The organism is Pseudomonas sp. R-28-1W-6 (genome assembly GCF_009799925.1).
In the GTDB taxonomy this organism is placed as follows: Bacteria; Pseudomonadota; Gammaproteobacteria; order Pseudomonadales; family Pseudomonadaceae; genus Aquipseudomonas.
The window spans coordinates 389408-414248 of sequence record NZ_WELK01000001.1 but is presented as its reverse complement, the minus strand read 5'-3'; the positions used below and the strand labels follow the sequence as shown (position 1 = coordinate 414248).

The following is a 24841-nucleotide window of genomic DNA, read 5'->3' as shown; positions in this document are numbered from 1 at the left end:
CAGTGTCGCATCCTTGCGGAAAAGCAGTTCTATAGCTTGGTTGTTTGCGAGTTAATAAACTTATTAATGAAAAACGTTATTGTTGAAGTGGAATATCCGACAACCAAAATGTAAGGCGCGAAGCTGATCCAGAGAAACAACATGCCAACTCCGGAGGTGTTACCCATGACGAGATTGACCAACCCGTAAATAATCCAGGGGATGCCATAGAATGGAATGAAAATAAGTGGGGCCAGCCAGATTAGCCGGATAATTTCCTGTTCACTTTTATTGGTTATTTTGCGGCAGGCCCAGAGTGCAAAAAGCGGATAAGCCAATGTGCCAAAGCTAAGGCCATAAATTAGGAATAGTTGTTCGAAAGGCATGTCTTGCCGATCTTCTATGATCCACCCGCCCAGCAGCGCGAAGGAAAGCAAAGCGAAGGGAGTCCATATTGCTGCGTGGAAGAAACGTAGACGGTTCATTTGCGTGCATTACCATTCGACTGTTCAGGCATGGGCTCTTCCCACATCCACATCCAGCGCTCTGTACTGGGGTCAAGATGGGTGAAAAAATTGTTCCACTCGGCAAGAGGATGAAACTCTAAATTTTCCTTGTTTTGTTTCCTGCGCTTCAGCTCATTGGCTATCAGGCCATTGAAGTTCCCATCTTCATCTATGCCTAGGCGAATAGCGGAGGAAATCATGGGGTATTTCTTGTCTCCCCACAGTGAAAAGGATGCGGCCCCCTTGCGCACATGAATGCCAAGGAAGACGGCAGTACCTTTGCTGTCGACAATAAAGGCTTCGCAATTAGGGAAACCATCACCGCTGATATAACTGACAATATCGACATGCTTGGCAACACGATCCACGGTAATGACAATCTTGTAGCTGACATCGAGGCTAGGAACAAAGGTCATTCCCGTGGCTTTTTTTGCCGTCGCCGAAAGTGGGAAAGCATGGTTCTCACCGGCATAACCGCCATCAACAAAGAGGGTCGTCACCGGGCCGCTTTCTTTTTTCACCAGAGGCCAGCTACCACCTTTTGGTTGTAGCTCCCCGTCGTAGCGGGTGTGGGCTTCACCCTGTTTCCCCGAGTCATTCGACTCGGTTTCCACATTCAGCACTTCACCTGCGTTGGTATCGATGGCAAAGCGATGCCAGACGCGTGAGGTGACTTGCGCTCCAGCACTGCCTGATTTGCCACTGGCCCCCAGAGAGAACCCGCGAGCATCTCCTTCGTAATTGAAGCCGCTCCAGCCGAAAGTCTTGGCTGGGTGGAACGAGCGAATGTTCAGCTCGTAACACGCAAGCTTGACCAGCTTCAGGTTGACGACTTGTCCGGTACGCTGGCTGGAAGGGGTGGAGTTGGCATGTTTCAGGGCGGCATCAGGCATGAGCGACACCCTTTGGTTGCAGCAGTGAAAGGGTCAAGCCCTGAGACTGTTTGCCAGTATTGATGACTGTGGTTCTGCCCTCACTGTCCGTGATGCCCTCATGTACTTCGCCAGCGGCAGTCACGATGCGGTAGCCGTAGTTGGCGATGGGGCCCCCGTTATCGTCCTGGATGACAAAGAACTCATCGAAGAAGCCGGGCAAACCAAGAGGTTCGATAAATGGAGCAGGCGAGTGCGTCGTGCCGATCAACACCGTCCCCGACCCCGCCACCACCACATTGCCGTGGCTACCCAGGGTGCCGATGGTGGTCGCCGGTTTGCCATTGATCAGCACGGTGGGGATCACATTGCCGGACAGGGCGCCGCCGCAGGCCGAGGCATCGCCCTGGCGCGCGGCGGGCAGGCCGTCGAACAGCACGTTGGGCGAGCCGGCGGCGATGGGATTGGTGCCGTGGCCCGGAACCGGGCAGGCAGTGGGGTCGCCCAGGCGGGCGGCGGGTTTACCGGACATCCATGCTCTCCTTTGAACAGGCCCTTACCTGACCTTCACTTGCCCGCTGCCATCCAGCTGCGCGGCAAAACTCACGGGGCGCTTGATGCCGTCGATCTCCAGCTGGCCTTCGATGGCGAAGGCCAGGCTCAGCGGATCGTGGTCGCGGGGCAGTGACACCACGCGCACCTGGGTCAAACGCGGTTCGTACGCTTCGATGAAGCGTTCGATGGCGATACGCGCCTGCTGCAGGGCATCGTGCAGCGACAGGCGCATATCGTTGAGATCGGGCAACCCGTAGTCGGGCAGCGTTTGCACGCTGCCCGCCCGGGTGCTTAGCATCTTCGCCAGGTGGGCAGCCACCGAGGCCATGGCGGACACCTCATGGCTCCAGCCGGCGCGTTTGCCGGCATCGCCACCCAGGCGCTCGAACAGGCTGCCGTAACTCACTGGCTGTTACTCCTTGTCCAGCTTGCCGACCAAGGACAGGGTGAAATCGGCACCCATGTACTTGAAGTGCGGACGCACGTTGAGGCTGACGCGGTACCAGCCCGGCTCACCATCGACGTCGCTGACGATCACTTGCGCGGCGCGCAGCGGGCGGCGGCTACGGACTTCCGAGCTGGGGTTCTCCTGGTCGGCAACGAACTGGCGGATCCACTTGTTCAGTTCCAGCTCGAGGTCGGTGCGCTCTTTCCAGGCGCCGATCTGCTCGCGCTGCAGCACTTTCAGGTAGTGCGCCAGGCGGTTGACGATGAACAGGTAGGGCAGCTGGGTGCCGAGTTTGTAGTTCAGCTCGGCGGTCTTGCCTTCCTCGCTGATGCCGAAGAACTTCGGCTTCTGCGTCGAGTTGGCGGAGAAGAACGCGGCGTTGTCGCTGCCCTTGCGCATGGTCAGGGCGATAAAACCTTCTTCCGCGAGTTCATATTCGCGACGGTCGGAGACCAGCACTTCGGTGGGGATCTTGGTCTCGATCTCGCCCATGCTCTCGAAGTGGTGCAGCGGCAGGTCTTCCACCGCGCCGCCGCTCTGCGGGCCGATGATGTTCGGGCACCAGCGGAACTTGGCGAAGCTGTCGGTCAGCTTGGAGGCGAAGGTGTAGGCGGTGTTGCCCCACAGGTAGTGCTCGTGGCTGGCGGACACGCTCTCCTTGTAGACGAAGCTCTTCACCGGGTTCTCTTCCGGATCGTAGGGGTTGCGCAGCAGGAAGCGCGGCAGGGTCAGGCCGACGTAGCGCGCGTCTTCGCGCTCGCGGAAGCTCTGCCACTTGGCGAACTGCGGGCCCTCGAAGTGATCCTTGAGGTCCTTCAGGTTGGGCAGGCCGGTGAAGCTCTCCAGGCCGAAGAATTTCGGGCCGGCGGCGGCGATAAACGGTGCGTGGGCCATGCAGGCTACCGAGGCGACGTGCTGCATGCACTTGATGTCCGGCGAGCTGGGGTCGAAGAAGTAGTTGGCGACGATGGCGCCGACCGGCTGGCCGCCGAACTGGCCGTACTCGGCGGTGTAGATGTGCTTGTACAGGCCGGACTGGGTGATTTCCGGGCTGTCCTCGAAGTCGTCCAGCAGGTCCTGCTTGGAGGCGTTGAGGATTTCCAGCTTGGTGTTTTCGTGGAAATTGGTGCGATCGACCAGCAGCTTGAGGCCACGCCAGGAGGATTCCAGTGCCTGGAAGTCGGCGTGGTGGAGGATCTCGTCCATCTGCCGGCTGAGTTTGGCGTCGATCTCCGCGATCATGCGGTCGACCATGGCCTTCTTCACCGGCTCGTTCTGGTTGTGCGGCTTCAGCAGCTCTTCGATGAAGGCGGACACGCCACGCTTGGCGATGTCATAGGCCTCGTCGTCCGGGGTCAGCCGGGTTTCCGCGATGATGCGGTCGAGAATGCCGGCTTCGGCGACATTCCGGGTGGTTTCCACTACTGCACTGGTGCTCATGCTCGGGCTTCCTTGTCGAGGGTTCAGGCGTCTTGCTGGGTCAGGCCCAGCTCGCTCAGCACGCGGTCACGCGAGTCGTCGTCGGCGAGCACGCTTTCGATCGCCTTGCGGAAGGCCGGGGCGTTGCCCAGCGGGCCTTTCAGGGCGACCAGGGCGTCACGCAGTTCCATCAGCTTCTTCAGCTCGGGAACCTGGTCGACCACGGCGGCGGGGTTGAAGTCTTTCATCGAGTTGATGCGCAGCTGCACGGGCAACTCGTCGGCGCCCTGCTCATCCTGCAGGCGGTTGGCCACGCTGAAGGTCAGGTTGAGTTCCTGCTTGCCGAGCACTTCGTCGAAGTTGTTCTTGTCGATGCTGATCGGCTTGCGGTCTTCGATCTTGCGCTCGTCGGCGCGCTGGGTGAAATCACCCAGGACCATCAGCTTGAGCGGCAGTTCGATCTCTTCCTGGGCGCCGCCGGTGGCGGGCTTGAAGGTGACGTTGATGCGTTCCTTGGGGGCTACCGAGCCTTCTTTGGCCATGGCTGTTCTCCTTTACGTTTTCGGTATGTACGGGCCTTGCGGCCTCAATCCAGCACCACTTCGAGGTCGAGGTGGCACAGCCTGCGGTGGATCTCTTCCTTGCGTTCGCGGATCACCTGGCTCTGCGGCAGCAGCTCGTAGCAGCTGTGCAGCAGGCGCAGCACTTCCAGGGCGAGATCGGGTTCCCATTCGCCGAGGCCGGAGGCCTGCAGCGTCTGGTCGAGGGATTCGAGTTGGGTCTTGGCCAGTTCGTGTTTCTTCGCCGCGCTGCACAGGCGCGCCAGGGCGAGCTGCCAGAAGAAGCGGGCGCGGCCGCCCTGGGCGTGGGCCATGCCCTGCTTGAGTTGTTGCACGGCGGCTTTCAGGCCGTCCTTGCGCAGCTGCGGCAGCACCGCCTGCAGGGCGACTTCCCAGGCCGGCAGGCTGCCACCGTCGCTAGTCAAGGTGGGGGCGGGTTCGGTACTGGCCGTCTGCAGATGCGGCAGCACCTGGGCGCCGATCCAGGCGCGGGTTTCGGCGTCGGCGAACGGCAGGCCATCGTGGAAGCACAGCTCTTCCAGGGCGGGCACGCGCTGCAGGAACAGCGCCAGCTGGATTTCCACCTCGGCCATGGCCGGCTCGGCGCCCAGCTCCTGCAGGCACTCCCAGGCCAGGCGCTGGCCGTCGAGCCAGAACGGCGCGCGGGCGATGCTGGTTTCCAGCTCCAGCAGCAGGTCGGCGTACTGGCCGGCGGCGAAGCGTTCGCGGTAGCTGGCCAGCTTGTCTGCCGGCAGGCCGCGCAGGGCGGTGACCTGCTCGGCATTGCGCTCCGGCAGGCTGTCGATCGGCAGCCACAGCAGGGTGCGGGCCAGGCGCAGGGCGCGAATGTCGCTGGCCTTCTGCTTCAGCCACCAGCCGCACAATGGCCGGGCGCCGTCCTGCAGGGCACGCAGGGATTTGTGCGCGTCGCGCTCGTTGTCGATCGGCGTGCTGGCGCTGAATACCTGGCTGGCGGCCTGCTTGACCTGGGCCAGGGCGGCGCCGACCACGCCGGGCTCGGCCTGGCCCTGAGTGGCGCGGTTGATCTGTTCGTCGATACGCCGGCACAGCGGCAGCAGCAGCGGGGCGTCTTCGCCCAGGTGCGCGGAGAGGCAGCCTTCCAGCTTGCGCAGCAGCTCGGCGAGGGTGCGGAACAGCGGCAGTTGCGTGGCCACCGGGATGTCTTCGCCGAGGGCCTTTTCCAGGCGTGGGGTCAGCCAGGCGAAGGCGGCGGCGCGGGTGCGTTCCTTGCGCGGGTGCAGTTCGTCCCAGTGCTGGCTGCAGAGCTGGTGCAGTAGGCCCAGGCCGGCCTGCAGGCCACTGAGGTTCTCGCGTTGGTACAGGCTCCAGGTCAGCCAGCTGGCGACGCGCAGATCCTTGGACTGCTCACGCAGCAGCGCCTCGCTCTGCTCGCGGACTTTCTGCCAGTCGATGGCATCGGTCTGGTGCATGGCCGCGGCCTTTTCCAGCTCGCTTTCCAGCACTTCGTACTCGCTCGAATAACGAATATCCGCACCGGCGAAGTCCCCTTCTTTAATTGGGCAGTTGGCCAGGTTCAAATAATCTTCGGCGAGCGAGCTGGAGGCAGTCATTCCGTGACCTTTAAATTAGCCAGGGCAACTTTCTGGCACTCATCAAACACACTTGATAAATGCCGGTTGGCGGCCCTGGTGCGCAACTTCTTGCGCATATTCGTGTGCAACAAGTTGCGCACAATCCCTATGGGGTGGGCATCCTAGACCTGAGGGTGGGGGTGGGCAAGCGCGGAAAGTGTGACCTGCATTGCAACCAAGATGATTGCAGGAAACTGTCGGCAGAAGTGCTGGTCGGGTAAATGCTGACGTGTCGGACAAGTTGTCTTGAAGTATTAATAGCGATTGGAAATATGCCGACGACGCTGTAAGTAAATACTTACCGGTTAATCGGGCGTGCATCACAGTTAGCGGCGCAGGCGGGCAACTTAGTGTGATCGCGGACAACTTTTTCCCATTGGCGTATTGCCCGTGTCGGCATCCGGGCGCATGACGCGGGCGCGCGCGGACCGACCGTTGGTCGGTGAAGCCCCTGACGGCACGCCGGCCAAGGCGGCAAAGGGCCAGCGTACTGGTCTATCGTTTGTAGGGCCGAAGCACGAGGAGACCGAGCATGCTTGCCGGATTAGCCACCCAGCTGCGAGATCTACAGTTGCCGCTGCGCCTGCGCTTGTGGAACGGCGAGCAGCTGGATCTTGGCGCCATGCCGCAGGTGACCCTGACCGTCAAGGATCCGAGCCTGCTGCTCGAGCTCAAGCGGCCGAGCCTGGATGCGCTGGGCAGCGCCTTTGTCGAGGGGCGGCTGGAGCTCGATGGGCCGATCATGCAGGTGGTGCAGCTGACGGACCGGCTCAGTGAGGCCCTGCTTGGCGACGATAATCCCGGTGCGGTGGATTTCCTCGCCCATGACAAGGCCGTCGATGCTGCGGCCATCAGCTACCACTACGACCTGTCCAACGACTTCTACGCCCTCTGGCTGGACAGCCGGATGATCTATTCCTGCGCCTATTTCCCCACCGGCACGGAAGACCTGGAAACGGCGCAGACCGCCAAGCTGCAGCACCTGTGCCGCAAGCTGCGCCTGCAGCCGGGCGAGCGCCTGCTGGATGTCGGCTGCGGCTGGGGCGGCCTGGCCATGTTCGCCGCCCGCGAGTACGGCGTCGAGGTGCACGGCATCACCCTCAGCCGCGAGCAACTGCAGCTGGCGCAGCGGCGGGTGGCGGAGGCCGGCCTGCACCAGCAGGTGCAGCTGGAGCTGCTCGACTACCGCGACCTGGCGCAGGACGGCCGCTTCGACAAGGTGGTCAGCGTCGGCATGTTCGAGCATGTCGGCCATGCCAACCTGCCGTTGTACTGCCGTCAGCTGTTCGGCACGGTGCGCCCCGGCGGCCTGGTGCTGAACCACGGGATTACCGCGCGGCATGTCGATGGCCGTCAGGTCGGCCGCGGTGCCGGCGATTTCATCGGGCGCTACGTGTTCCCTTACGGCGAGTTGCCGCACCTGGCGCGCCTGAGCGCCGACCTCAGCGAGGCCGGGCTGGAGGTGGTCGACGTGGAAAGCCTGCGCCTGCACTACGCGCGTACCCTCCAGCTGTGGAGCGACAACCTGGAGGCGCACCTGCCGCAGGCGGCCGCCCTGGTGCCGGAGAAGGCCCTGCGCATCTGGCGCCTGTACCTGGCCGGCTGCGCCCACGGTTTCCGCCGGGGCTGGGTCAACCTGCACCAGGTGCTGGCGAGCCGCCCGCACGCCGACGGCAGCCACGAGTTGCCCTGGAGCCGCGCCGATCTCTACCGCTGAACCGCGTTGGCTTCGCCGGCTGCCGAAGGCCTGTGTTGTAGTCGACGGCGCATAGCCGTCGCGGCAGGTAGACTGCAGCACTTTGGAGCGGTCGGCCGGCGCAGGAGCAGGGGCATGCAAGGAATCGGGTCATGGGGCGCAGTGGCCGCGCTGGGGCTGCTGCTGGTTGCGATCATCTATTGCTACAACCGCCTGGTGTTCAACCGGGCGCGGGTGGCCGAGGCCTGGAGCGGCATCGACGTGCAGCTCAAGCGTCGCTCCAGCCTGATCCCCAGCCTGGTCAGCTGCCTCAAGGCGTACATGGCGCACGAGCGCGACACGCTCGAGGCGCTGGTGCTCCAGCGCGGCGCCGCGCAGGCCCATGAAGGCGATGCCGCAGCGGCCCGCGGCCTGGCCGAGAGCCAGCTGTCGACGGCGCTGCAGCGGGTCTTCGCGCTGGTCGAGAACTACCCCGAGCTGAAGGCCGACAGCGGCTTCCTCGAACTGCAGCGCAGCCTCAGTGAACTCGAAGAGCAGATCCAGATGGCCCGCCGTTACTACAACGGGGCGGTGCGCGAACTCAATGTGCTGGTCGAGTCGGTGCCGAGCAACCTGGTGGCGCGTAGCTGCGGTTTCACCTGTGCCGCCTATTTCACCCTGGACGATGCCCGCGAGGGGCAGTCCCCGAAGCTGGAGTTGTGAGATGCCAGGATGGCTCAAGTCCCTGTTGTTGCTGTGCTGCCTGCTGCCCGCGGCGGGCTGGGCAGAGGAAGTCATCGAGAGCTACGCGGTCAGCCTCAAGGTGCGCGCCGACGGCATGCTGCAGGTGCTGGAACGCATCACCGTGCAGGCCGAGGGCGAGCAGATCCGCCGCGGCATCTACCGCGATATCCCGACCCGCTACAGCCTGGGCAACGGCCTCGAGCGGCGTACCCCGGTGCAGATGCTGGAGGTCACCCGCGACGGCGAGGCCGAGCCGTTCCACAGCGAGGCGCTGGGGGCCGGCATCCGCTATTACCTGGGCTCGGCCGAGCATGAGCTGGAGCCCGGGCGCTACACCTACCAGCTGCATTACCTGATCGATGCCCAGCTGCTGCAGCGCGACGGCGAGGACGAGCTGTACTGGAACGTCACCGGCAATGACTGGAGCTTCCCGATCAAGGTCGCCAGCGCCCTGGTGCAGTTGCCTGCGGGGGCGCGCATCGGCAATGTCGCCGGCTATACCGGCGTTGTCGGTGACAACGGCACGGATTACCGCGTGGCCAGCCGCGAGGGCCAGCAGCTGATGTTGCTGACCACGCGCATCCTGCAGCCCGGCGAAGGCTTCACCATCGCCGTGGACTGGCAGGCCGGCCTGGTGGCGCGTCCCACGCGCCTGCAGCAGATCGGCCGGCTGATCGAGGACAACCCCGGCCTGTGCGTCGGCCTGCTGATGCTGCTCGGCCTGTTCGCCTTCTACCTGTGGAGCTGGCACGACCTCGGCCGCGACCCGCGCAAGGGCGTGATCATCCCGCTGTTTTCCGCCCCCGCGGGCCTGGCCCCGGCCGCGGTCGGCTACCTGTGGAAGCGCGGCTTGCGCAACGGCTACAGCCCCGCCGAGGCGCTGAGCGTGAGTTTCACCGACCTGGCGATCCGCAAGCAGCTGAGCCTGGCCGACAGCCCGCGCGGCGAGGCCTTCGTCCTCAGCCCCGTGGAGGCGCCGCGCGATGACCTGCAGAGCCACGAGCGGGCCCTGCTCGAGGCGCTGTTCCCCAACGGCAAGGTGTCCAAGGCGCTGCGCGTGGGCAGCAGCTACGTGCCGCGCCTGGCCGCGGCGCTGGAGGCCCACGGCGCGGCGCTGAGCGAGCGCGGCAAGCAGTGGTTCAGTCTCAACCGTGGCCACTGGTGGCTGGGTCTGGTCTGGGCGCTGCTCGGCAGCCTGGTCAGCGTGTTCGCCAGCGTCGATGGCGAGGAGCAGGTCGGCCTGGTCATTTTCGGCCTGGTCTTCACCCTCGGTTTCGGCCTGGCCGGCACCTTCCTGCTGATCTTCGGTATCAAGTCCTGGCGCGCAGGTGGCCAGGATCATGGCGGCGTCGGCCTGACCATTGCCGGGGCGGTGTTCATCATCCCCGGGCTGATCGGCCTGGGCGTGCTGTTGAGCAACGTGGCGCCGCTGGTGATGGGGATGCTGGCGCTGTTCTGGCTGCAGGTGATCCTGTTCCGCGGCTGGCTGGAGGCACCATCCGCGGAAGGGCGCCGCCTGCTGGACGCGCTCGAGGGCTATCGCGACTACCTGCGCCTGGCCGAAAGCGAGACCTTGGCACGTGCCGGCACGGCGCCGGCGATGAGCATCGCCCTGTATGAGCAGCACCTGCCCTACGCCATGGCCCTGCAGGTCGAGGCGGCCTGGACCGCGCGCTTCACCGCGGCCCTGGATGCCGGGCTGATCGACCCGCAGCTGCGTGAGTACCGCCCGGACTGGTATCGCAGCCGCAGCAGCTTCGCCACCCCCAGCGCGCTGACCGGGGCCCTGGTCGGCGGGCTGAGTAGCGCCACTTCCAGCGCCTCGACGCCACCGCCCAGCCCGTCATCGTCCGGCAGCTCTTCCGGCGGCTCGTCCGGTGGCGGCTCCTCGGGCGGCGGTGGCGGTGGGGGTGGCGGAGGCGGCTGGTAAGGCGGCATGCGGGACGCCGGGCGCACTCAGCGCCTGGTGGCTTTCAGCTTCTCCACCAGGCGCAGGCTGTGTGCCAGTTGCTCGTCTTCGCTGAGCTTGGGGTTGTCCAGCACTTCGTTCATCGCCTCGATCAGCTCGCCCTGCTGCTGCGCGCGCTGGGTCAGCTGCTGCAGCTGCGCCGCACTGCGCCAGCTCCAGAGCGCCCAGCCGAGCACGGCCAGCAGCATCAGGGCGAGGATCAGCAGGGCCAGGCTGTTCATGGTGGGGCTCCAGTGGCGTGTCGGGGGTGCTGCACGGTAGCAGGCCCGCCGCGCGCCGTCAGCGCCGTCACCACTGCCAGCTGCTGCACGCCACGGCGTCATGGGCGTGCAGGCTTTCCGCATGCACCACCTGCAAGTGGAAGGCCGTGATGCCGGGGTGTGCGCGCAATACGGCATGTAGACGGCGGGCGGCGTCTTCGCAGAACATCAGGTTCTGCCCATTGGCCAGGGCGAAGGCCTGTTCGTCGGCGCGCTTGACTGCGGTTTGCAGGACGGTGCCCAGCGCCTGTTCGGCGTGCTCGATCAGCGCCAGCACCGGCAGCTCGCGTGCATGGGTGGACAAACGCACCTGCAGGGTGGCGCTGCTGCGTTGGCTGTGCGGGGTGGCGAGAATGCCCCGGGTGTCGCCCAGCCATTCGACGATGCCTGCATGATCGATGCTTTTGCCTGCAAAATATTCGCTGAATTGCCGCTGGATGAGTTGCCGGGCGAGGGCCGCCGAGCACGGGCAGGTCGAGGAATAGCCGATCTCCAGCTGCAGTTCCACGTGAAACCCTCCCTGCGCGTCCAGGCGGCTGCGCAGCGCGACGGGGTAGCCCTTCCAGCCGGCCAGCGGGCTGACCAGGGCCGGGCGTTTGAGCAACAGCTCGCCACTCAGGTCCAGGTACGCCTGCCGCGCCAGGCCCTGATGGCTGGCGAGGAAGCGCTCGAGCACCCGGCGCAGGACCGTGCTATCCAGCTCGCAGCCTTCCAGTGGCTCCAGCGCCAGGTACAGGCGCGACATATGGATGCCGCGCGCGCCGGGGTCGTCCAGGCTCACGGCGGCGCTGGCCCGCCCCGCCAGCGGCTGGCCGGCCAGGCGCAGGGGCAGGGCGATCCGCTGCATGCCGACCCAGTCCAGCGTCTGTTGCAAGGCGCCGTTGTGCAGGGCGACATCCGGCAGGGTGAGGGTGTTCATCGGCGATCCGTCGGTTGTGGTTGGCATTTAATGTTATGTTATAACAAGTAAATCCAAAAACCTGGCCTGGATCAGCCGCGGCCGTGCCGGATGAAAGTGCCCGGCTGGCCCGCTCTGCGCCCCCGTGCGGCGAGTCCAGTGAGCGCCAGGAAAGGCTCCGTGATCGATGAGGTAAACCCGATGGATAAGCGTCTCCCCGTTACCGTGCTGTCCGGCTTTCTCGGCGCCGGCAAGAGCACCCTGCTCAACCACGTGCTGAAGAACCGCGCCGGCCTGCGGGTGGCGGTGATCGTCAACGACATGAGCGAGATCAACATCGACGGCAGCGAGGTGCAGCGCGATGTCAGCCTCAGGCGTGGCGAAGAGAAGCTGGTGGAAATGAGCAATGGCTGCATCTGCTGCACCCTGCGCGAAGACCTGCTCGAGGAAGTCAGCCGCCTGGCCCGTGACGGTCGCTTCGACTACCTGCTGATCGAGTCCACCGGCATCGCCGAGCCGCTGCCGGTGGCCGAGACCTTCACCTTCCGCGACGAGCAGGGGCAGAGCCTGGCCGATCTGGCGCGGCTGGACACCCTGGTCACGGTGGTCGACGGGGTGAACTTCCTGCGCGACTTCCACGCGGCCGAGAGCCTGGCCAGCCAGGGGGAAAGCCTCGGCGAGGAGGACGAGCGCGTGATCACCGACCTGCTGATCGAGCAGGTGGAGTTCGCCGATGTGATTCTGATCAGCAAGATCGACCTGATCGGCTCGGTCGAGTGCGAAGAACTCGCGGCGATCCTGCGCGGCCTGAACACCCACGCCGAGATCGTGCCGATGAGCATGGGCGCGGTCGATCTGCCGCGCATCCTCAATACCGGCCGTTTCGACTTCGCGCGCGCCGCCGCCGCACCCGGCTGGCTCAGGGAAACGCGTGGCGAGCACGTGCCGGAAAGCCAGGAGTACGGCATCGCCTCATGCGCCTACCGGGCGCGCCGGCCGTTCCATCCGCAGCGCTTCTTCGACTTCCTCCGCGGCGAGTGGAGCAACGGTCGCCTGCTGCGCTCCAAGGGCTATTTCTGGCTGGCCAGCAAGCCGCAGGAGGCCGGCAGCTGGTCCCAGGCTGGCGGCCTGATGCGCCATGGCCATGCCGGGCGCTGGTGGCGCTTCGTGCCACAGGCGCAGTGGCCACAGGATGAGGACGGCCTACAGGCGGTACGCAAGCACTGGCACGAGGACGTCGGCGACTGCCGTCAGGAGCTGGTGTTCATCGGCCAGCACATCGATTTCGCGCGTCTGAGCCGCGAGCTGGACGCCTGCCTGCTGGACGACGGGGAAATGGCTGCCGGCCCGGCTGGCTGGGTGCAGCTGGCCGATCCGTTCGGGCCGTGGCTGGAGGAGGCGGCCTGATGCCGGCCTAGCGGGCCATCCACACGCCCTTGCTCTGCTGTTCGCAGGCCGGCTTGAGGTAGCGCGCGTCGCTCGCGACGCCGTAGTAGTGGATGTCCTGCTGGTAGGGCGTGCCGCTGACCCGGGCATTGCGGCATTCGCCGAACGCCCCGGCGGGGCACTGTTCGACGAAGCTGACCTCGACCTTCTGCCCCTGCAGTTGCGGGGCGCAGAAGCCGTTGCGGAACAGGTTGGCCGGGATGCTGCGGTTCTGCTGGCAGACTTTCACCTCCACCTGGCTGCCCTGGCTGTGCACCACGCAGGCCTCGCCCCAGGCCTGGCCGGCCAGCCCGAGCAACAGTACGACGGCAATCGAACGCATCCCGCTTATCCTTGAAAAGCAAAGTGCCGACTTTAGCCTTTTCCGCCAGCCGGCAAAACCGCACCATAGGGCCATGCTGACGAATATCCCCTGTCATGTGATCGCCGGCCCACTGGGCGCCGGCAAAACCAGCCTGATCCGCCACCTGCTGGCGGGCAAGCCGGCGCACGAGCGCTGGGCGGTGCTGATCAACGAGTTCGGCCAGATCGGCCTGGATGCCGCGCTGCTGGCCACCGACGCCGACGGCATCAGCCTGGCCGAGGTGGCCGGTGGCTGCGTATGCTGCGTCAACGGCGCGCCGTTCCAGGTCGGCCTCGGGCGGTTATTGCGCAAGGCGCAGCCCGACCGGCTGCTGATCGAGCCGTCCGGGCTGGGCCATCCGCTGCAGCTGCTGCAGCAACTGGGCGAGGCGCCCTGGCAGGGCGTGCTGGCCGTACAGCCGGCGGTGATGGTGCTGGATGCCGCCGCCCTGGCCGCCGGCGAGGCGCTGCCGGCGGTGCAGGCGGATGCCCTGGGCGCCATGGGCCTGCTGCTGCTGAACAAGGCCGAGCGGCTGGACGAGGCCACCCGCGCCCAGCTGGCGGCGCGCCTGCCGCCCCTGCCGCTGCTGTGGACCAGCCAGGGACGCCTGGCCTTTGCCGACCTGCCGGGGCAGGCAAGCCGTGCCGGGCAAGCGGGCGCGGCGGCGGATCTGCCCCAGGGCGCTCCGCCGCCGTTGGCGGTGTGGACCGATGCGCGCACGCCGATCTGCCAGACCCGGCAGCAGGCCGAGGGCTGGAGCATCGGCTGGCGCTGGCATCCCAGCCAGCGCTTCGAACTGCTGCGGGTCCAGCAGTGGTTGGCCGGTCTGGCCTGGCGCCGGGCCAAGCTGGTGCTGCAGACCAACGCCGGCTGGCTGTCGGCCAATGCCCTGGGCGGCCAGGCGCCGCACTGGCAGAGCAGCGAGTGGCGCAAGGATTCGCGGCTGGAGCTGATCTTCCCCGAGGCGCAGGACGCGGCCGAGCTGCAGCGCGGCCTGCAGGCCTGCCTGCTCGGGGACTAGGCGGCGCCGCGCCGGCCGTCAGGGGTGGCCGTTGAACCAGGCGAGGATCTTGCCGGGCGAGGCGGCGAACCATTCGTGGCCGCCGAGGGACTCGGTGTAACGCGCGGTTTCGATGCCCTGGTAGAGCAGGCGGTCGTAGTACAGGTCCATGCTCCACCACGGCACGGTGAGGTCGGCGAAGCCATGCAGGAAGTAGGTCGGCGGATGGTCGGCCGGCAGCTGGTCGGGCACCACGCACAGCGGGCCGCTGCAGGTGGCATAGGAACCGGACTGGATCGCCAGGGCCTTGAACCGGCCGGGGAAGGACACCGCCATGCGGCTGGTGTTGTAGCCGCCGCTGGAGATCCCGGTGGCGTACTGGCGCTGGCTGTTCAGCGGGCCGAAATGGCCGCTGGCGATGGCGGCGAACACGTTGCTAAGGAAGTCGTAGTCGGTGCTCGTCTCGTAGGCCTGGGCCAGGCCGGGGATGTTGGTTTGCCAGAACAGATCGGCCGGGGCGCTGGGTGCGACCACCGCGTAGCCGTTGTCCAGCAGGGTCTGCACCAGCTTGCCTTCGTAGAAACCGCCGAACGGCTGGTTGCTGTAGTAGGTGAAGTTGTCCAGCGGGAAGAACGAGCCCTGGTAGATCAGCACCGTGGGCCAGCCGCCGGCCGGCGGGGTGCCGAGGGGCGTCTGGTAGATCACCTGGCGCTGGCCGACCAGGCCCGAGTCGATCCAGGTGGACTGGTAACTGCAGCTGACCTTGGCCGGCAGCAGCAGGCTCTGTTTGTGTTCGCTGCAGCGTGAATCGGCCGCGGCGGTGTCGTGCAGCAGGGCGGCCAAGAACAGGGCGAGCAGTGGGGTCAGGCGGCGAAAACGGGCAGTGGGCATGGCAGTGGTTCTCCGTTGTTGTTGTGGACTGCCTTTTCAATAGAAACCGGAATTCCGATTCCGTCAAGTCGCTCCAGGCCACGCCTGCCGGGGGCTTGGCCAGGCGCCTGCCGGGTTTCATGGACGCAGTGGCGCGCTAGAGCGCTGGCTCGGGCAATGCAGGCGCCTGTCGCAGGAGGGCGGGCGACGAACGGTTCAGGGGTGCCGGTTGAACCAGTCCAGCACCAGGCCGGGGCTGCTGGCGAACCAGGCATGGCCACCGTCGGGTTCGCTGTGCAGGCTGGTTTCCAGCCCCTGGTAGAGCAGGCGCTCGTGGTACGGCTGCATGCTGGTCCAGGGCACGATCCAGTCGAGCTGGCCGTGGATGAACAGGGTGGGCGGGTGATCCGCCGGCAGGGCCGGCACCGCGCAGTCGCCACCGACGCAGGTGGCATAGGACGCCGACTGGATGGCCAGGGCCTTGAACCTGCCGGGGAAGGATACCGCCATGCGGCTGGTGTTGTAGCCGCCGCTGGAGATGCCGGTGGCGTACTGGCGCTTGCGGTTCAGCGGGCCGAACTTGCCGCTGGCAATGGCGCCGAACAGGTTGTTGAGGAACAGGTAGTCGTTGCTCTGCTGGTAATCGTTGGCGTACTCGGGGGCATTGGTCTGCCAGGCCTCCTTGGCGGTCAGGGCGTTGGGCGCGACGACCGCGTAGCCGCCGTCCAGCAGGCCCTGGATCAGCTTGCCCTGGTAATAGCCGCCGAAGGGCATGTCGCTGTGGTAGCTGAAGTTGTACACCGTGACCAGGGCGCCGTGGTACAGCAGCGCCACCGGCCAGCCCCCCGCCGGAGCCTTGCCGAGCGGGACCTGGTAGACCACCTTGCGCTTGCCGGCGCTGCCGGAATCGATCGCCAGGGTCTTGTAGCTGCAGCTGAGGGTGGCCGGCTGGCTGCTGGTGCTTTCGCTGCAGCGCGATTCGGCCCAGGCGGCGGTGCTGCCCAGGGTCAGGCTGGCGGCGAGGATGGCGCGGGGGAGGGAAACAGTCGGCATGCTACGGCTCCTGCTTTCTGTGGCTGACACAGGGCAGTAAAGGCCGGCTCAGGGGAAAACTCTCGGCATAACGGCGCCATATTTACGCCATGCGATGGCCGGCGCGGCTAAGTGACAGGGCCGGCGGCAAAAAAATAACGGCTCGGGCTTGCCAGCAGGAAGGCATGCGACTAGATTTATTCGGAACCGATGTTCCGATTCCGATAAAAACAACAGCTGGAGGTCATCGTGACTTACCAAGGAAAAGGTTTGGCGCTTGCCGGTCTGGCCCTGCTCGGCAGCCTGCCCGTGGGGGTGGCGCAGGCGTTTCAGGTGCGCTCGGGGGACTGGACCACCTCACTGGATACCACCCTCTCCTATGGCGTCAGTTACCGCATGGAGGGGCAGGACGGCAAACTGATCGCCCGCGCCAATGGCGGCAGAGGCAGCAATGCCGGGCTGATCAACTCGGACGACGGCAACCTCAACTTCCGCAAGGGCGAGCTGTTTTCCGAGGTGGTCAAGGCGGTGTCCGAGCTGGATCTGCGCTATCAGGACCAGTACGGCATCTTCGTTCGCGGCCGGGCCTTCTACGATTTCGAGCTGGAAGACGACTCGCGTCGCCACCGCGAAATCAGCAACGACGGCCTGGATGAGGCCGGTTCCAGCGCCGACCTGCTGGACGCCTTCGTCTATGGCAGCTGGACGCCCAACGAGCGCGCCCTGAACGCGCGGCTCGGCCGCCAGGTGATCAACTGGGGCGAGGGCCTGTTCTACCAGAACGGCATTGGCGCCACCAACCCGGTGGACATCAACGCCCTGCGCGCGCCCGGCTCGGAAGTGAAGGAGGCCTACATGCCGACCTTCATGGTCTACGGCTCCTACGAGCTGCGCGACAACCTCACCGTGGAAGGCTACTGGCAGCCGGGCTGGGCCTGGGAAGCCTCGAAGATCGACCCCTGCGGCACCTACTACTCGACCCTCGATGTGCTCGGCGAAGGCTGCGACTACCTGTCGGCCTCGCCCCTGCAGGAAGCCGCGACCGACCTGGCCGGCGAGCCCCTGGCCTTCGACAACCCGGCGGCGGCCCAGGCCTACGCCGACAGCCTGCCGCCGGGCTTCGTCAACAACCTGCTGCGCGGCTACCTGCCCAGCACCTTCATCCCGCGCGGCCAGGACATCGACGGCGATGACTCGCCGCAGTACGGCGTCGCCCTGCGCTGGTTCGTGCCGGAGCTGAACGAGACCGAGCTGGGCTTCTACTACCTGCGCTACAACATGCAGGTGCCGATGCTCGGCCTGACCGTCGGCCAGCCGGTGGCCATCCCGGTGGTCGGCGCGCTGCCCGATGCCAGCAGCTCGCGCTACTACGCCGAGTACCTGGAGAAGCGCGACCTGTACGGCATCAGCTTCAACACCTCGATCGGTGGCGACAGCATCTTCAACGGCCTATCGCTGGCCGGCGAACTGAGCTACCGCCCGGATACGCCGATCGCCCTCGGCCTCAACGAGTACCTGCCGGATGCCCTGCTCGGCAGCCTGGCCGGCCTGCCGGTCGGCAGCCAGCTGGACGGCTACCGCGAGAAGGACATGGTCCAGGCCTCGCTGGTCGGTATTTACAACTTCAACGGCATGCTCGGCTCCGACTCGGCGACCCTGTTCTCCGAACTGGTGGCCAGCCGTGTGCAGGGCCTGGAGTCGGATGTCGACTACTACGAAGCCACCAGCAGCGCCTACGGTGCCCAGGTCAGCCTGCAGCTGAACTACCCCAACGTGTTCAACCTGGTGAACCTGGTACCCAACGTCAGCTACCAGTACAGCATCAACGGTGTGGCGCCGCAGCTGACCAACGGCCTGGACGAAGAGGCGCAGAGCTACTCGCTGGGCCTCGACGCGATCTACCAGGAGTCCTTCACCGTCGGCGCCAAGTACGTCGACTACAGCGGCGGCGGTCTGTCGAACAAGCGCAGCGACCGCGATTTCCTCAGCCTCAACGTCAAATACAGCTTCTGACCAAGGGACGAACCGACATGTACAAGATAGGATTTCTCCACAGCGGTTTGCTGGCCGCCCTGCTCCTGGCCGCTCCCCTGGTGCAGGCGCAAGTCAGCGCCGAACAGGCCGCGCGCCTGGGTCGCGACCTCACGCCGCTGGGTGCCGAGAAGGCCGGCAATGCCGCCGGCACCATCCCGGCCTGGGACGGCGGCCTGGCCCGGCGCAGCGACGCCTACGACCCGGTGGCCGGCTACAAGGACCCCTTCGCCGCCGACCAGCCGCTGTTCAGCATCAGCCACGCCAACGCCGCGCAGTACCGTACGCAGCTCAGCCCAGGGCAGCTGGCGATGCTGGCGCGCTACCCGGACAGCTGGAAGCTGCAGGTCTACCCGACCCGCCGCTCGGCCTCCTACCCGGACAAGGTGTATGCGGCGATCAAGGCCAATGCCGGCAGCGCCAAGCTGATCGAGCAGGGCAACGGCATCGCCGACTTCAAGGTGGCCACACCCTTCCCGATTCCGCAGTCGGCCCTGGAAGTGCTGTGGAACCATCTGGTGCGCTACCGCGGCGACAGCGTCAAGCGCTACTACGCCCAGGCGGTGCCGCATGCCAGCGGCGACTACTTCATGACCCAGATCGAGGACCTGTTCCTGTTCAACCAGGATGCCGGCGACGCCAGCAAGGAAAACGGCAACGTGCTGTTCTACTTCCGCCAGTCGGTGCTGGCGCCAGCGCGCCTGGCGGGTACCGAGCTGCTGGTCCACGAGACCGTCGACCAGGTCAAGGAACCGCGCCTGGCCTGGCTCTACGCCGCCGGCCAGCGCCGCGTGCGGCGCACCCCGAACGTCGCCTACGACTCGCCCGGCACCGCTTCCGAGGGCATGCGCACCACCGACAACTTCGACATGTTCTCCGGCGCCCCGGATCGCTACGACTGGCAGCTGCTGGGCAAAAAGGAGATGTACGTGCCCTACAACAACTACCGTTTCGCCGCCAAGACCAACAAGTACCGCGACATCGTCAAGGCCGGCCACGTCAACCCCGATCTGCTGCGCTACGAGCTGCACCGCGTCTGGCATGTGCGCGCCACCCTCAAGGCCGGCGAGCGCCACCAGTACAAGCAGCGCGACATCTATTTCGACGAGGACAGCTACCAGATCCTGCTGGTCGACCACTACGACAACCGCGACAACCTCTGGCGCCTGGGCGAGTCCTACACCATCAACATGTATGACCAGCCGCTGATCTGGACCAAGGGCGATGCGGTATATGACCTGATCGGCGGGCGTTATGTCATCGGCATATTGTCCAATGAAGAACCGGCGGATCAGTTCGATATTGCTCTGAAGCCCTCGGACTTCACCCCGGCACAACTACGCCGCGACAGTCGCCGTTAATGCCGGGCAACTTCCAGGTAATTGCAGATCAGTCGCGAAAGTTCCCCGGGAACAACTTCCCGGGGGGTCACGCCGAGACTGCCGACCATGGTGAAGTAGTTCATGCCGGCCAGCAGCATGTGCGCGGCCAGGTCGGCGGCCTGTTCGGGATGTGGGTGGCCGAGGTCGCCCGGGCGGGCCAGGACGATGCGGCAGAAGGTCTGGCCGATGTAGGCGTTGAGCTGGTGGAAGCGCTGGCGGAACTGCAGGTCGGCCGAGCTGCGCCGGATCAGGGCGCGCAGCAGGCCTTCGCTGCCATCGAACAGGCGGATCATGCCCTGGATCAGGCCTTCGATCTGCGCCTCCAGGGGCCGATCCTGGCTGCCCAGCTCGGCCACCAGGCTGTCGATGGCCAGCCGGCTCTGCTCGACGAAGCGGTCATGCACGGCGTACAGCAGCATGTCCTTGTCGCCGAGCAGGCGGTAGAAGGTGCCGACCGAGGATTCGGCCAGCTGGGCGATCTGCGAGATGCCGGTTTCCTCGAACTGATTGTTCGCCAGCAGTTCGGCGGCGACATTGAGGAAGCGTTCCAGGGCTTTCTTGCTGCGGGCCTGGGTGGGACTGGCAATGCTGTACATGATCAATTCTCGAACCGGCGCCGCCCGATTCTAGGGCCTTTACCGGAGCAAGGCAAATAGCCACAAAGCACTAGAAAAGTTTAATTAATTATCGCGAAGAGCAACTTTCTATTTATCCGGAGTTTCCCGGGTAATGCACTTTTATTGTCTTCGATTAATCAATGGAAGCCTCTATGGACTATATAAACTTGCCCGGCGGGCGCTTTGCCTACATCTGCCAGGGCCGGGGCACGCCGGTTCTGTTGCTGCACGGCCTGGGTTCGTCCCTGCTCGACTGGCAACCGCAGATCGAGCACCTGGCGCGCTATTGCCGGGTCTACGCGATGGACGTGCGCGGCCACGGCCAGAGCGAGCCGCTGCGCGCGCCGGTGCGCATGGCCGAACTGGCCGGGGATGTGGCGGCCTTCATCGAGGCCATGGGCATCCGACCGTGCATCCTGGTCGGCATCTCCATGGGCGGCATGCTGACCTTCCAGCTGCTCGCCGACCAGCCGCAGCTGGTGCGCGCGGCGGTGGTGATCAACAGCGCGCCGAGCTTCATCGTCGACTCCTGGCGCACCCGCTGCCAGATCTGGCTGCGCCTGGGCCTGGTGCGCCTGTTCGGCCTGGCGGGGCTGGCGCGCCTGCTGGCCGCCAAGCTGTTCCCCAAGCCCGAGCAGCAGGCCCTGCGCGAGCTGGTGAGCCGGCGCATCGCCGGCAACGAGCAGACCTCCTACCTGCACGCCATGCGCGCGATCCCCGGCTGGTCGAGCCTGCCGGCGGTGCAGGCGGTGGACACGCCCCTGCTGGTGGTGAGTGGCGACCGCGACTACACGCCGCTGGCCTACAAGCAGGCCTACGTCGCCCTGCTGCGCAACGCCCGCCTGGAGGTGATCGCCGACTCCGGGCATGCCACGCCGCTGGACCAGCCCGAGGCGCTGAACCGGTTATTGGATGGGTTTATCGCCGAGCATTCGGCGGCTTTGCCCGCCTGACGCGCTCAAGCCTGCTGGGTACACTAGCCGCAGACCTACTCTGCGGCGTTCCCCATGCAACTGCTCCCCTGGTCCCACCCGAGTTCCGCCGGCTTCACCCTGACCGGCTGGCACACGCCGCCCTCCGGCAAGCCCTTGCTGCATTTCCTCCACGGCAACGGTTTCTGCGGGCGTACCTACGAGCCCATGCTGGCGTTGCTGGCCGAGCAGTTCGACCTGTGGCTGTGCGATGTCCAGGGCCATGGCGAAACCGAGCACGGCGGCCGCTTCCACGGCTGGAACCGCAGCGCCGAGCTGGCCGTGGAGGCCTTCGAGGCCGGCCGCGGGATCTTCGGCGCGGTGCCGCGCTTCGCCCTCGGCCACAGCTTCGGCGGGGTCCTCACCAGTCTGATCCTGGCGCACCACCCGCAGCTGTTCCAGCGCGCGGTGCTGCTCGATCCGGTGCTGTTCAGCCCGCCGATGATCGGGGTCATGAGCCTCTCCGAACTGCTCGGCCTGCACCGGCGCAACACCATGGCGAAGAAGTCGGCGGCGCGCCGCAGGCACTGGCCGGATCGCGCCACGGCCTTCGCCCTGCTGCAGGGCCGCGGCATCTTCCGCGGCTGGACCGACGCAGCCCTGCAGGCCTATGTCGACCACGCGCTGAAGGACGTGGCAGAGGGCGGCGTCGAGCTGAAATGCCGGCCCAGCCGCGAGGTGGATATCTTCAGTTCCTTCCCCAAGCGCCTGTGGCCGGCGCTGGCCAAGGTGCAGACGCCGACCCTGCTGCTACACGGCGGCAAGACCTACCCCTTCGTCGGCAAATCGGCGCGGCGCCTGGCGGCGAGCAATCCGGCAGTGATCGAGCGGCAGGTCGAGGGCGGGCACTGCTTCATGCAGGAGCAGCCGGCGCCGAGTGCCGAACGGGTCAGCGACTTCCTCCTGCAGCGCGGCTGAGATGAGCGCCGCACGCGAGGCGGTCTGGCTGGCGCTGGCCGAGCTGTGGCTGGATAGCGACACCGATGCCGCCACGCTCGACGCCATCGTGCGCACCCTGCGTGACAGCGGCCTGGCGGTTGCCGAGCTGGAGCGGATCTTCTACTACGAGGTGGCGCCGGTGGTCTGGCTCAATGCCTGGAGCGTGGCCGGGGTGTGGGACGCTTTCGACCCGCAGTGGCTGGGTGAGGAGTGTCGGCGCAACCAGCAGCGCGGGCGCTGGCACCGCGGCAAATGCCGGCTGCTGCGCCGGCCGATGACCTATGCCTGCATCGAGCAGTGGCGGCTGATCAGCCGGCGGCTCCGGCAGGCGTGATGGCCCGTCAGTGGTCCATCCGGTCGTGGCGGCGCTTCCAGTCCTGCAGCTGGATCACCTTGGCCTCGTGCTGGGTGGCCACCGGTTCCTCCTGGGGGGTGCTGATCGGGTAGGCGTCCAGCTCGATGCGGCCGAGCTGCTGGCCGAACATGCTGATGCTGCCGCTCAGGCGCTGTTCGCCGGTGACGGTGAACTCGAAATCGTAGAGCCGGGCCAGGCGCCGGTTACCGCGGGCGTCGCGCTGCAGCGCCAGGCGGCGCAGGGCGACGTTGCCATCGAGCAGTTCGATATCCAGCTTGGCGCAGTGGCGCTTGACCAGTTCCAGGGCGCGCTCGCGAATGCCGTGGCCACGCCAGAACCAGGCGGCGACGGCGGCGCACAACAGCAGCAGGGTCAGATCGGCCAGGCTCAGCATGACAACTCCACGGGCAACCCCGGCAGCTTAACCGACCGGCCCGCAGAACTCAGCCCCCGCCCTTGCGACGGCCCGGCTTCTTGGTTAGCGTCGGCCGACGAGACCATTGGCGGGTGCCCGGATGCGCGTGATCAAGCTGCTGTGCCTAATCCTGTTGGCGCTGGCCATCGCCAGCGGCGCGTTCTTCTGGCTGCGCGACGAGCCGCCCAGCGCCGAGGTGCAGGCCTGGGTGCAGCAGGTCCAGGCCAGGCCGGCGCAGAGCGCCGCCTACCTGTTCCTCGCCGGGCTGGATGCGCCGCCGCGGCACTCGCCGGCCGCGCTGGGCGAGAGCCGCCTGCGCGCCTATCAAAGCTGGCTGGCGGAGCATGGCCCGGCGCAGGGCTTCACGCCGGCGCCCCAGGCCCGGCTGGCGCTGCCGAGCGGGGCGGCGTTCTGCTCCATCGAAGCCGGCGCCTGCTTCGCCAGCCTGCTGCAACGCCAGCAGGAGCTGCCGGCGCTGCTGGCCGAGCATGCGGCGCTGCTCGGGCGCTATCGCCACTTCCTGCGCCTGAGCGACTACCACACCCTGAGTGCGCCGGGGATGGCCGAACCCATGCCGCTGCTGCCGTACCTCATGCGCGGCCAGCAGCTGCTGAGCCTGCAGGCGCTGCAGCAGGCGTTGTCCGGCAATGGCCCGGCGGCCCTGGCGCTGCTCGCGGAAGACCAGGCCGGGCTGCGCCGGCAGTTGGCCCGGGCCGATCAGCTGGTGCTGAAGATGGGCCTGGTGTCCATGCTCAACCGCAACCTGGAGTGGCAGGTGCGCCTGTATCGCCAGGGCTGGTTGCCGCGGCCGGCGCCGGTTGCGCCACTGAGCCAGGCCGAGCGCTCGCTGCTGGCCGCCATGCAGCGCGAGTTCCTGCTGGGCAAGGTGATGCTGGAGAACCTGCGCGAGGAGGATATTCCGGCGCTGCTCGAAGAGGCGTCGCTGCTGTTCGAGTACAAGCCGCAGATGACCATCAACGCCAGCCTCGGCCTGTATCAGGCGATCGGCCAGGGCTCCGAGGTGACCCCGGCGGGCTTCGCCCAGCTGCTCAAGCTGGGCAGCGGGCCGCAGGTGCCCTATACCGGCTTGCGCAACCGCATCGGCAATATCCTGCTGAGCATCGCCAATCCGGATTTCGTCGACTTCGTCGGGCGGGTGATGGACCTGGACAGCAAGATCAAGCTGGCGAACCTGAGCGTCCAGCTCGCGCCGGGCCTGGTCGGCGCCGAGCAGCTGGCCACCCTGGCGGATGCCGGCAACCCCTACGAGGCGGCGCAACGGCCGTTTCTCGACAAGCAGGGGCGCCTGTGTTTCGAGGGGCCGTTGCCGCAGAAGGACTTCGGCCGCTGCGTGCAGCTCTGAGGGATGCGCGCCCGCGGCGGTTGCCGCAGGCGCGCCGGGCCGCTCCAGTGCGACTCAGGCGTTGAGGGCCAGGTAGCGCTGCTCCAGCTCCTCGCGGATGGCCCGGCGCTGCTGCGCCTGGGAGAAGCGCCGCTGCTCGTCGGCCGTGGTCGGCTGCAGGGCCGGCACGGGCTGGGACTGGCCGTTGTCGTCCACCGCGATCATGGTGAAGAAGCAGCTGTTGGTGTGGCGCACCGAGCGCTCGCGGATGTTCTCGGTGATCACCTTGATGCCGATCTCCATCGAGGTGCGCCCGGTGTAGTTGACCGAGGCGAGGAAGGTCACCAGCTCGCCGACGTTGATCGGCTCGCGGAAGATCACCTGGTCCACCGACAGGGTCACCACGTAGCTGCCGGCATAGCGGCTGGCGCAGGCGTAGGCGACCTGATCGAGGTACTTGAGCAGGGTGCCGCCATGCACCTTGCCGGAAAAGTTGGCCATGTCCGGGGTCATCAGGACGGTCATCGACAGTTTGTTGGTTCCAAGTTCCATGCGTTTCTCATAGGCAAGTAAGGAAGTGCTGGCCTGTGCAGTCCTGCG

General features: G+C 66.1%; 26 protein-coding genes. 11 read left to right on the top strand and 15 right to left on the bottom strand.

Translation table 11 applies throughout. The features are described 5' to 3' along the window. Positions 1-29: 29 nt before the first annotated feature. Genes F3I62_RS01845 through tssA form a run of 7 tightly spaced genes read right to left on the bottom strand, consistent with a single transcriptional unit; the run spans position 30 to position 5931 of the window. Positions 30-464 (bottom strand): hypothetical protein, encoded by a 435-nt coding sequence (locus F3I62_RS01845; RefSeq protein WP_160487989.1) that lies wholly within the window; start codon positions 462-464, stop codon positions 30-32. Beyond that, positions 461-1378 carry a hypothetical protein gene (locus tag F3I62_RS01840; protein ID WP_160487988.1) on the bottom strand — a complete coding sequence of 306 codons (918 nt, stop codon included), beginning with the start codon at positions 1376-1378 and terminating at the stop codon, positions 461-463. Before F3I62_RS01840 ends, F3I62_RS01845 begins: the two co-directional genes overlap by 4 nt. After that, positions 1371-1889 carry a PAAR domain-containing protein gene (locus tag F3I62_RS01835; RefSeq protein WP_160487987.1) on the bottom strand — a complete coding sequence of 173 codons (519 nt, stop codon included), beginning with the start codon at positions 1887-1889 and terminating at the stop codon, positions 1371-1373. The genes F3I62_RS01840 and F3I62_RS01835 overlap by 8 nt, the downstream gene beginning before the upstream one ends. A 24-nt stretch (positions 1890-1913) precedes the next feature. Then, a complete protein-coding gene (tssE, locus tag F3I62_RS01830) occupies positions 1914-2318 on the bottom strand; it encodes a type VI secretion system baseplate subunit TssE (RefSeq protein WP_160487986.1) in 405 nt (134 codons plus the stop codon). Between the two features lie 6 nt (positions 2319-2324). Beyond that, positions 2325-3800, bottom strand: a complete 1476-nt coding sequence (gene tssC, locus F3I62_RS01825; protein WP_160487985.1) for a type VI secretion system contractile sheath large subunit — start codon at positions 3798-3800, stop codon at positions 2325-2327. Between the two features lie 23 nt (positions 3801-3823). Beyond that, on the bottom strand, positions 3824-4321 hold the full coding sequence (gene tssB, locus F3I62_RS01820; RefSeq protein WP_160487984.1) for a type VI secretion system contractile sheath small subunit: 498 nt from the start codon (positions 4319-4321) through the stop codon (positions 3824-3826). A gap of 44 nt (positions 4322-4365) precedes the next feature. Then, entirely contained in the window at positions 4366-5931 is a 1566-nt protein-coding gene (tssA, locus tag F3I62_RS01815; RefSeq protein ID WP_160487983.1) for a type VI secretion system protein TssA, read from the bottom strand. Between the two features lie 553 nt (positions 5932-6484). Between tssA and cfaB the strand changes: the two genes are divergently transcribed. From cfaB to F3I62_RS01800, 3 genes are all read left to right on the top strand, one after another. Further along, a complete protein-coding gene (gene cfaB, locus F3I62_RS01810) occupies positions 6485-7669 on the top strand; it encodes a C17 cyclopropane fatty acid synthase CfaB (protein WP_160487982.1) in 1185 nt (394 codons plus the stop codon). A 114-nt stretch (positions 7670-7783) separates the two neighbouring features. Beyond that, a complete protein-coding gene (locus tag F3I62_RS01805; RefSeq protein ID WP_160487981.1) occupies positions 7784-8350 on the top strand; it encodes a LemA family protein in 567 nt (188 codons plus the stop codon). Between the two features lies 1 nt (position 8351). Further along, entirely contained in the window at positions 8352-10301 is a 1950-nt protein-coding gene (locus tag F3I62_RS01800) for a DUF2207 domain-containing protein (RefSeq protein ID WP_160487980.1), read from the top strand. A gap of 26 nt (positions 10302-10327) precedes the next feature. Here the strand turns inward: F3I62_RS01800 and F3I62_RS01795 are convergent, their stop codons facing one another. Both F3I62_RS01795 and folE2 read right to left on the bottom strand, forming a co-directional pair. Then, positions 10328-10561 (bottom strand): hypothetical protein, encoded by a 234-nt coding sequence (locus F3I62_RS01795; RefSeq protein ID WP_160487979.1) that lies wholly within the window; start codon positions 10559-10561, stop codon positions 10328-10330. 67 nt (positions 10562-10628) lie between these two features. After that, on the bottom strand, positions 10629-11519 hold the full coding sequence (folE2, locus tag F3I62_RS01790) for a GTP cyclohydrolase FolE2 (protein WP_160487978.1): 891 nt from the start codon (positions 11517-11519) through the stop codon (positions 10629-10631). Between the two features lie 180 nt (positions 11520-11699). Here folE2 and zigA point away from each other — a divergent pair, with 180 nt between their 5' ends. Beyond that, entirely contained in the window at positions 11700-12905 is a 1206-nt protein-coding gene (zigA, locus tag F3I62_RS01785; protein ID WP_160487977.1) for a zinc metallochaperone GTPase ZigA, read from the top strand. Between the two features lie 7 nt (positions 12906-12912). Here zigA and F3I62_RS01780 read toward each other — a convergent pair whose 3' ends face one another. Further along, entirely contained in the window at positions 12913-13266 is a 354-nt protein-coding gene (locus F3I62_RS01780; RefSeq protein WP_160487976.1) for an NADH:ubiquinone oxidoreductase, read from the bottom strand. A gap of 73 nt (positions 13267-13339) precedes the next feature. Here F3I62_RS01780 and F3I62_RS01775 point away from each other — a divergent pair, with 73 nt between their 5' ends. Then, positions 13340-14308, top strand: a complete 969-nt coding sequence (locus tag F3I62_RS01775) for a GTP-binding protein (RefSeq protein ID WP_160487975.1) — start codon at positions 13340-13342, stop codon at positions 14306-14308. A gap of 18 nt (positions 14309-14326) precedes the next feature. Here F3I62_RS01775 and F3I62_RS01770 read toward each other — a convergent pair whose 3' ends face one another. Together F3I62_RS01770 and F3I62_RS01765 are read right to left on the bottom strand one after the other, a co-directional pair. Next, the gene (locus tag F3I62_RS01770) at positions 14327-15178 is read right to left on the bottom strand and encodes a plasmid partitioning protein (RefSeq protein WP_178122483.1); all 852 of its coding nucleotides are present in this window, start codon (positions 15176-15178) and stop codon (positions 14327-14329) included. A gap of 195 nt (positions 15179-15373) precedes the next feature. Continuing rightward, positions 15374-16210, bottom strand: coding sequence for a plasmid partitioning protein (locus F3I62_RS01765; RefSeq protein ID WP_160487974.1), 837 nt, complete (start codon positions 16208-16210; stop codon positions 15374-15376). Between the two features lie 228 nt (positions 16211-16438). On the opposite strand from F3I62_RS01765, the gene F3I62_RS01760 reads away from it, so the two are divergent. Then, a complete protein-coding gene (locus F3I62_RS01760) occupies positions 16439-18202 on the top strand; it encodes a DUF1302 domain-containing protein (RefSeq protein WP_160487973.1) in 1764 nt (587 codons plus the stop codon). 17 nt (positions 18203-18219) lie between these two features. After that, positions 18220-19581, top strand: coding sequence for a DUF1329 domain-containing protein (locus tag F3I62_RS01755; RefSeq protein ID WP_160487972.1), 1362 nt, complete (start codon positions 18220-18222; stop codon positions 19579-19581). Here the strand turns inward: F3I62_RS01755 and F3I62_RS01750 are convergent. Then, entirely contained in the window at positions 19578-20198 is a 621-nt protein-coding gene (locus F3I62_RS01750) for a TetR/AcrR family transcriptional regulator (RefSeq protein WP_160487971.1), read from the bottom strand. The genes F3I62_RS01755 and F3I62_RS01750 overlap by 4 nt on opposite strands. A gap of 173 nt (positions 20199-20371) precedes the next feature. Between F3I62_RS01750 and F3I62_RS01745 the strand changes: the two genes are divergently transcribed. From F3I62_RS01745 to F3I62_RS01735, 3 genes are read left to right on the top strand one after another with little or no spacing between them, the layout of a single operon-like run. After that, positions 20372-21172: an alpha/beta fold hydrolase gene (locus tag F3I62_RS01745; RefSeq protein WP_160487970.1), complete on the top strand. Its 801-nt coding sequence runs from the start codon at positions 20372-20374 to the stop codon at positions 21170-21172. Positions 21173-21226: 54 nt separating this feature from the next. Further along, the gene (locus F3I62_RS01740) at positions 21227-22108 is read left to right on the top strand and encodes an alpha/beta fold hydrolase (RefSeq protein WP_160487969.1); all 882 of its coding nucleotides are present in this window, start codon (positions 21227-21229) and stop codon (positions 22106-22108) included. Position 22109: 1 nt separating this feature from the next. Beyond that, on the top strand, positions 22110-22463 hold the full coding sequence (locus tag F3I62_RS01735; RefSeq protein WP_160487968.1) for a hypothetical protein: 354 nt from the start codon (positions 22110-22112) through the stop codon (positions 22461-22463). Positions 22464-22470: 7 nt separating this feature from the next. Here the strand turns inward: F3I62_RS01735 and F3I62_RS01730 are convergent, their stop codons facing one another. Beyond that, positions 22471-22878: a DUF3301 domain-containing protein gene (locus F3I62_RS01730; RefSeq protein WP_160487967.1), complete on the bottom strand. Its 408-nt coding sequence runs from the start codon at positions 22876-22878 to the stop codon at positions 22471-22473. Positions 22879-22999: 121 nt separating this feature from the next. On the opposite strand from F3I62_RS01730, the gene F3I62_RS01725 reads away from it, so the two are divergent. Next, positions 23000-24262, top strand: a complete 1263-nt coding sequence (locus F3I62_RS01725; RefSeq protein ID WP_160487966.1) for a hypothetical protein — start codon at positions 23000-23002, stop codon at positions 24260-24262. A gap of 54 nt (positions 24263-24316) precedes the next feature. Here F3I62_RS01725 and F3I62_RS01720 read toward each other — a convergent pair whose 3' ends face one another. Beyond that, a complete protein-coding gene (locus F3I62_RS01720) occupies positions 24317-24793 on the bottom strand; it encodes an acyl-CoA thioesterase (RefSeq protein ID WP_160487965.1) in 477 nt (158 codons plus the stop codon). Between the last annotated feature and the right edge of the window lie 48 nt (positions 24794-24841).

Excerpts from the sequence above, each read along its gene's own strand:
- folE2 (WP_160487978.1), bottom strand. The coding sequence starts at position 11,519 with ATGAACACCCTCACCCTGCCGGATGTCGCCCTGCACAACGGCGCCTTG.
- F3I62_RS01800 (WP_160487980.1), top strand. The coding sequence starts at position 8,352 with ATGCCAGGATGGCTCAAGTCCCTGTTGTTGCTGTGCTGCCTGCTGCCC.
- F3I62_RS01765 (WP_160487974.1), bottom strand. The coding sequence starts at position 16,210 with ATGCCGACTGTTTCCCTCCCCCGCGCCATCCTCGCCGCCAGCCTGACC.
- F3I62_RS01720 (WP_160487965.1), bottom strand. The coding sequence starts at position 24,793 with ATGGAACTTGGAACCAACAAACTGTCGATGACCGTCCTGATGACCCCG.
- F3I62_RS01735 (WP_160487968.1), top strand. The coding sequence starts at position 22,110 with ATGAGCGCCGCACGCGAGGCGGTCTGGCTGGCGCTGGCCGAGCTGTGG.
- F3I62_RS01740 (WP_160487969.1), top strand. The coding sequence starts at position 21,227 with ATGCAACTGCTCCCCTGGTCCCACCCGAGTTCCGCCGGCTTCACCCTG.
- F3I62_RS01725 (WP_160487966.1), top strand. The coding sequence starts at position 23,000 with ATGCGCGTGATCAAGCTGCTGTGCCTAATCCTGTTGGCGCTGGCCATC.
- F3I62_RS01745 (WP_160487970.1), top strand. The coding sequence starts at position 20,372 with ATGGACTATATAAACTTGCCCGGCGGGCGCTTTGCCTACATCTGCCAG.
- F3I62_RS01755 (WP_160487972.1), top strand. The coding sequence starts at position 18,220 with ATGTACAAGATAGGATTTCTCCACAGCGGTTTGCTGGCCGCCCTGCTC.
- F3I62_RS01780 (WP_160487976.1), bottom strand. The coding sequence starts at position 13,266 with ATGCGTTCGATTGCCGTCGTACTGTTGCTCGGGCTGGCCGGCCAGGCC.
- F3I62_RS01775 (WP_160487975.1), top strand. The coding sequence starts at position 13,340 with ATGCTGACGAATATCCCCTGTCATGTGATCGCCGGCCCACTGGGCGCC.
- F3I62_RS01795 (WP_160487979.1), bottom strand. The coding sequence starts at position 10,561 with ATGAACAGCCTGGCCCTGCTGATCCTCGCCCTGATGCTGCTGGCCGTG.
- F3I62_RS01770 (WP_178122483.1), bottom strand. The coding sequence starts at position 15,178 with ATGCCCACTGCCCGTTTTCGCCGCCTGACCCCACTGCTCGCCCTGTTC.
- tssC (WP_160487985.1), bottom strand. The coding sequence starts at position 3,800 with ATGAGCACCAGTGCAGTAGTGGAAACCACCCGGAATGTCGCCGAAGCC.
- F3I62_RS01750 (WP_160487971.1), bottom strand. The coding sequence starts at position 20,198 with ATGTACAGCATTGCCAGTCCCACCCAGGCCCGCAGCAAGAAAGCCCTG.
- tssA (WP_160487983.1), bottom strand. The coding sequence starts at position 5,931 with ATGACTGCCTCCAGCTCGCTCGCCGAAGATTATTTGAACCTGGCCAAC.
- F3I62_RS01845 (WP_160487989.1), bottom strand. The coding sequence starts at position 464 with ATGAACCGTCTACGTTTCTTCCACGCAGCAATATGGACTCCCTTCGCT.
- F3I62_RS01840 (WP_160487988.1), bottom strand. The coding sequence starts at position 1,378 with ATGCCTGATGCCGCCCTGAAACATGCCAACTCCACCCCTTCCAGCCAG.
- F3I62_RS01730 (WP_160487967.1), bottom strand. The coding sequence starts at position 22,878 with ATGCTGAGCCTGGCCGATCTGACCCTGCTGCTGTTGTGCGCCGCCGTC.
- tssB (WP_160487984.1), bottom strand. The coding sequence starts at position 4,321 with ATGGCCAAAGAAGGCTCGGTAGCCCCCAAGGAACGCATCAACGTCACC.
- F3I62_RS01835 (WP_160487987.1), bottom strand. The coding sequence starts at position 1,889 with ATGTCCGGTAAACCCGCCGCCCGCCTGGGCGACCCCACTGCCTGCCCG.
- cfaB (WP_160487982.1), top strand. The coding sequence starts at position 6,485 with ATGCTTGCCGGATTAGCCACCCAGCTGCGAGATCTACAGTTGCCGCTG.
- zigA (WP_160487977.1), top strand. The coding sequence starts at position 11,700 with ATGGATAAGCGTCTCCCCGTTACCGTGCTGTCCGGCTTTCTCGGCGCC.
- F3I62_RS01805 (WP_160487981.1), top strand. The coding sequence starts at position 7,784 with ATGCAAGGAATCGGGTCATGGGGCGCAGTGGCCGCGCTGGGGCTGCTG.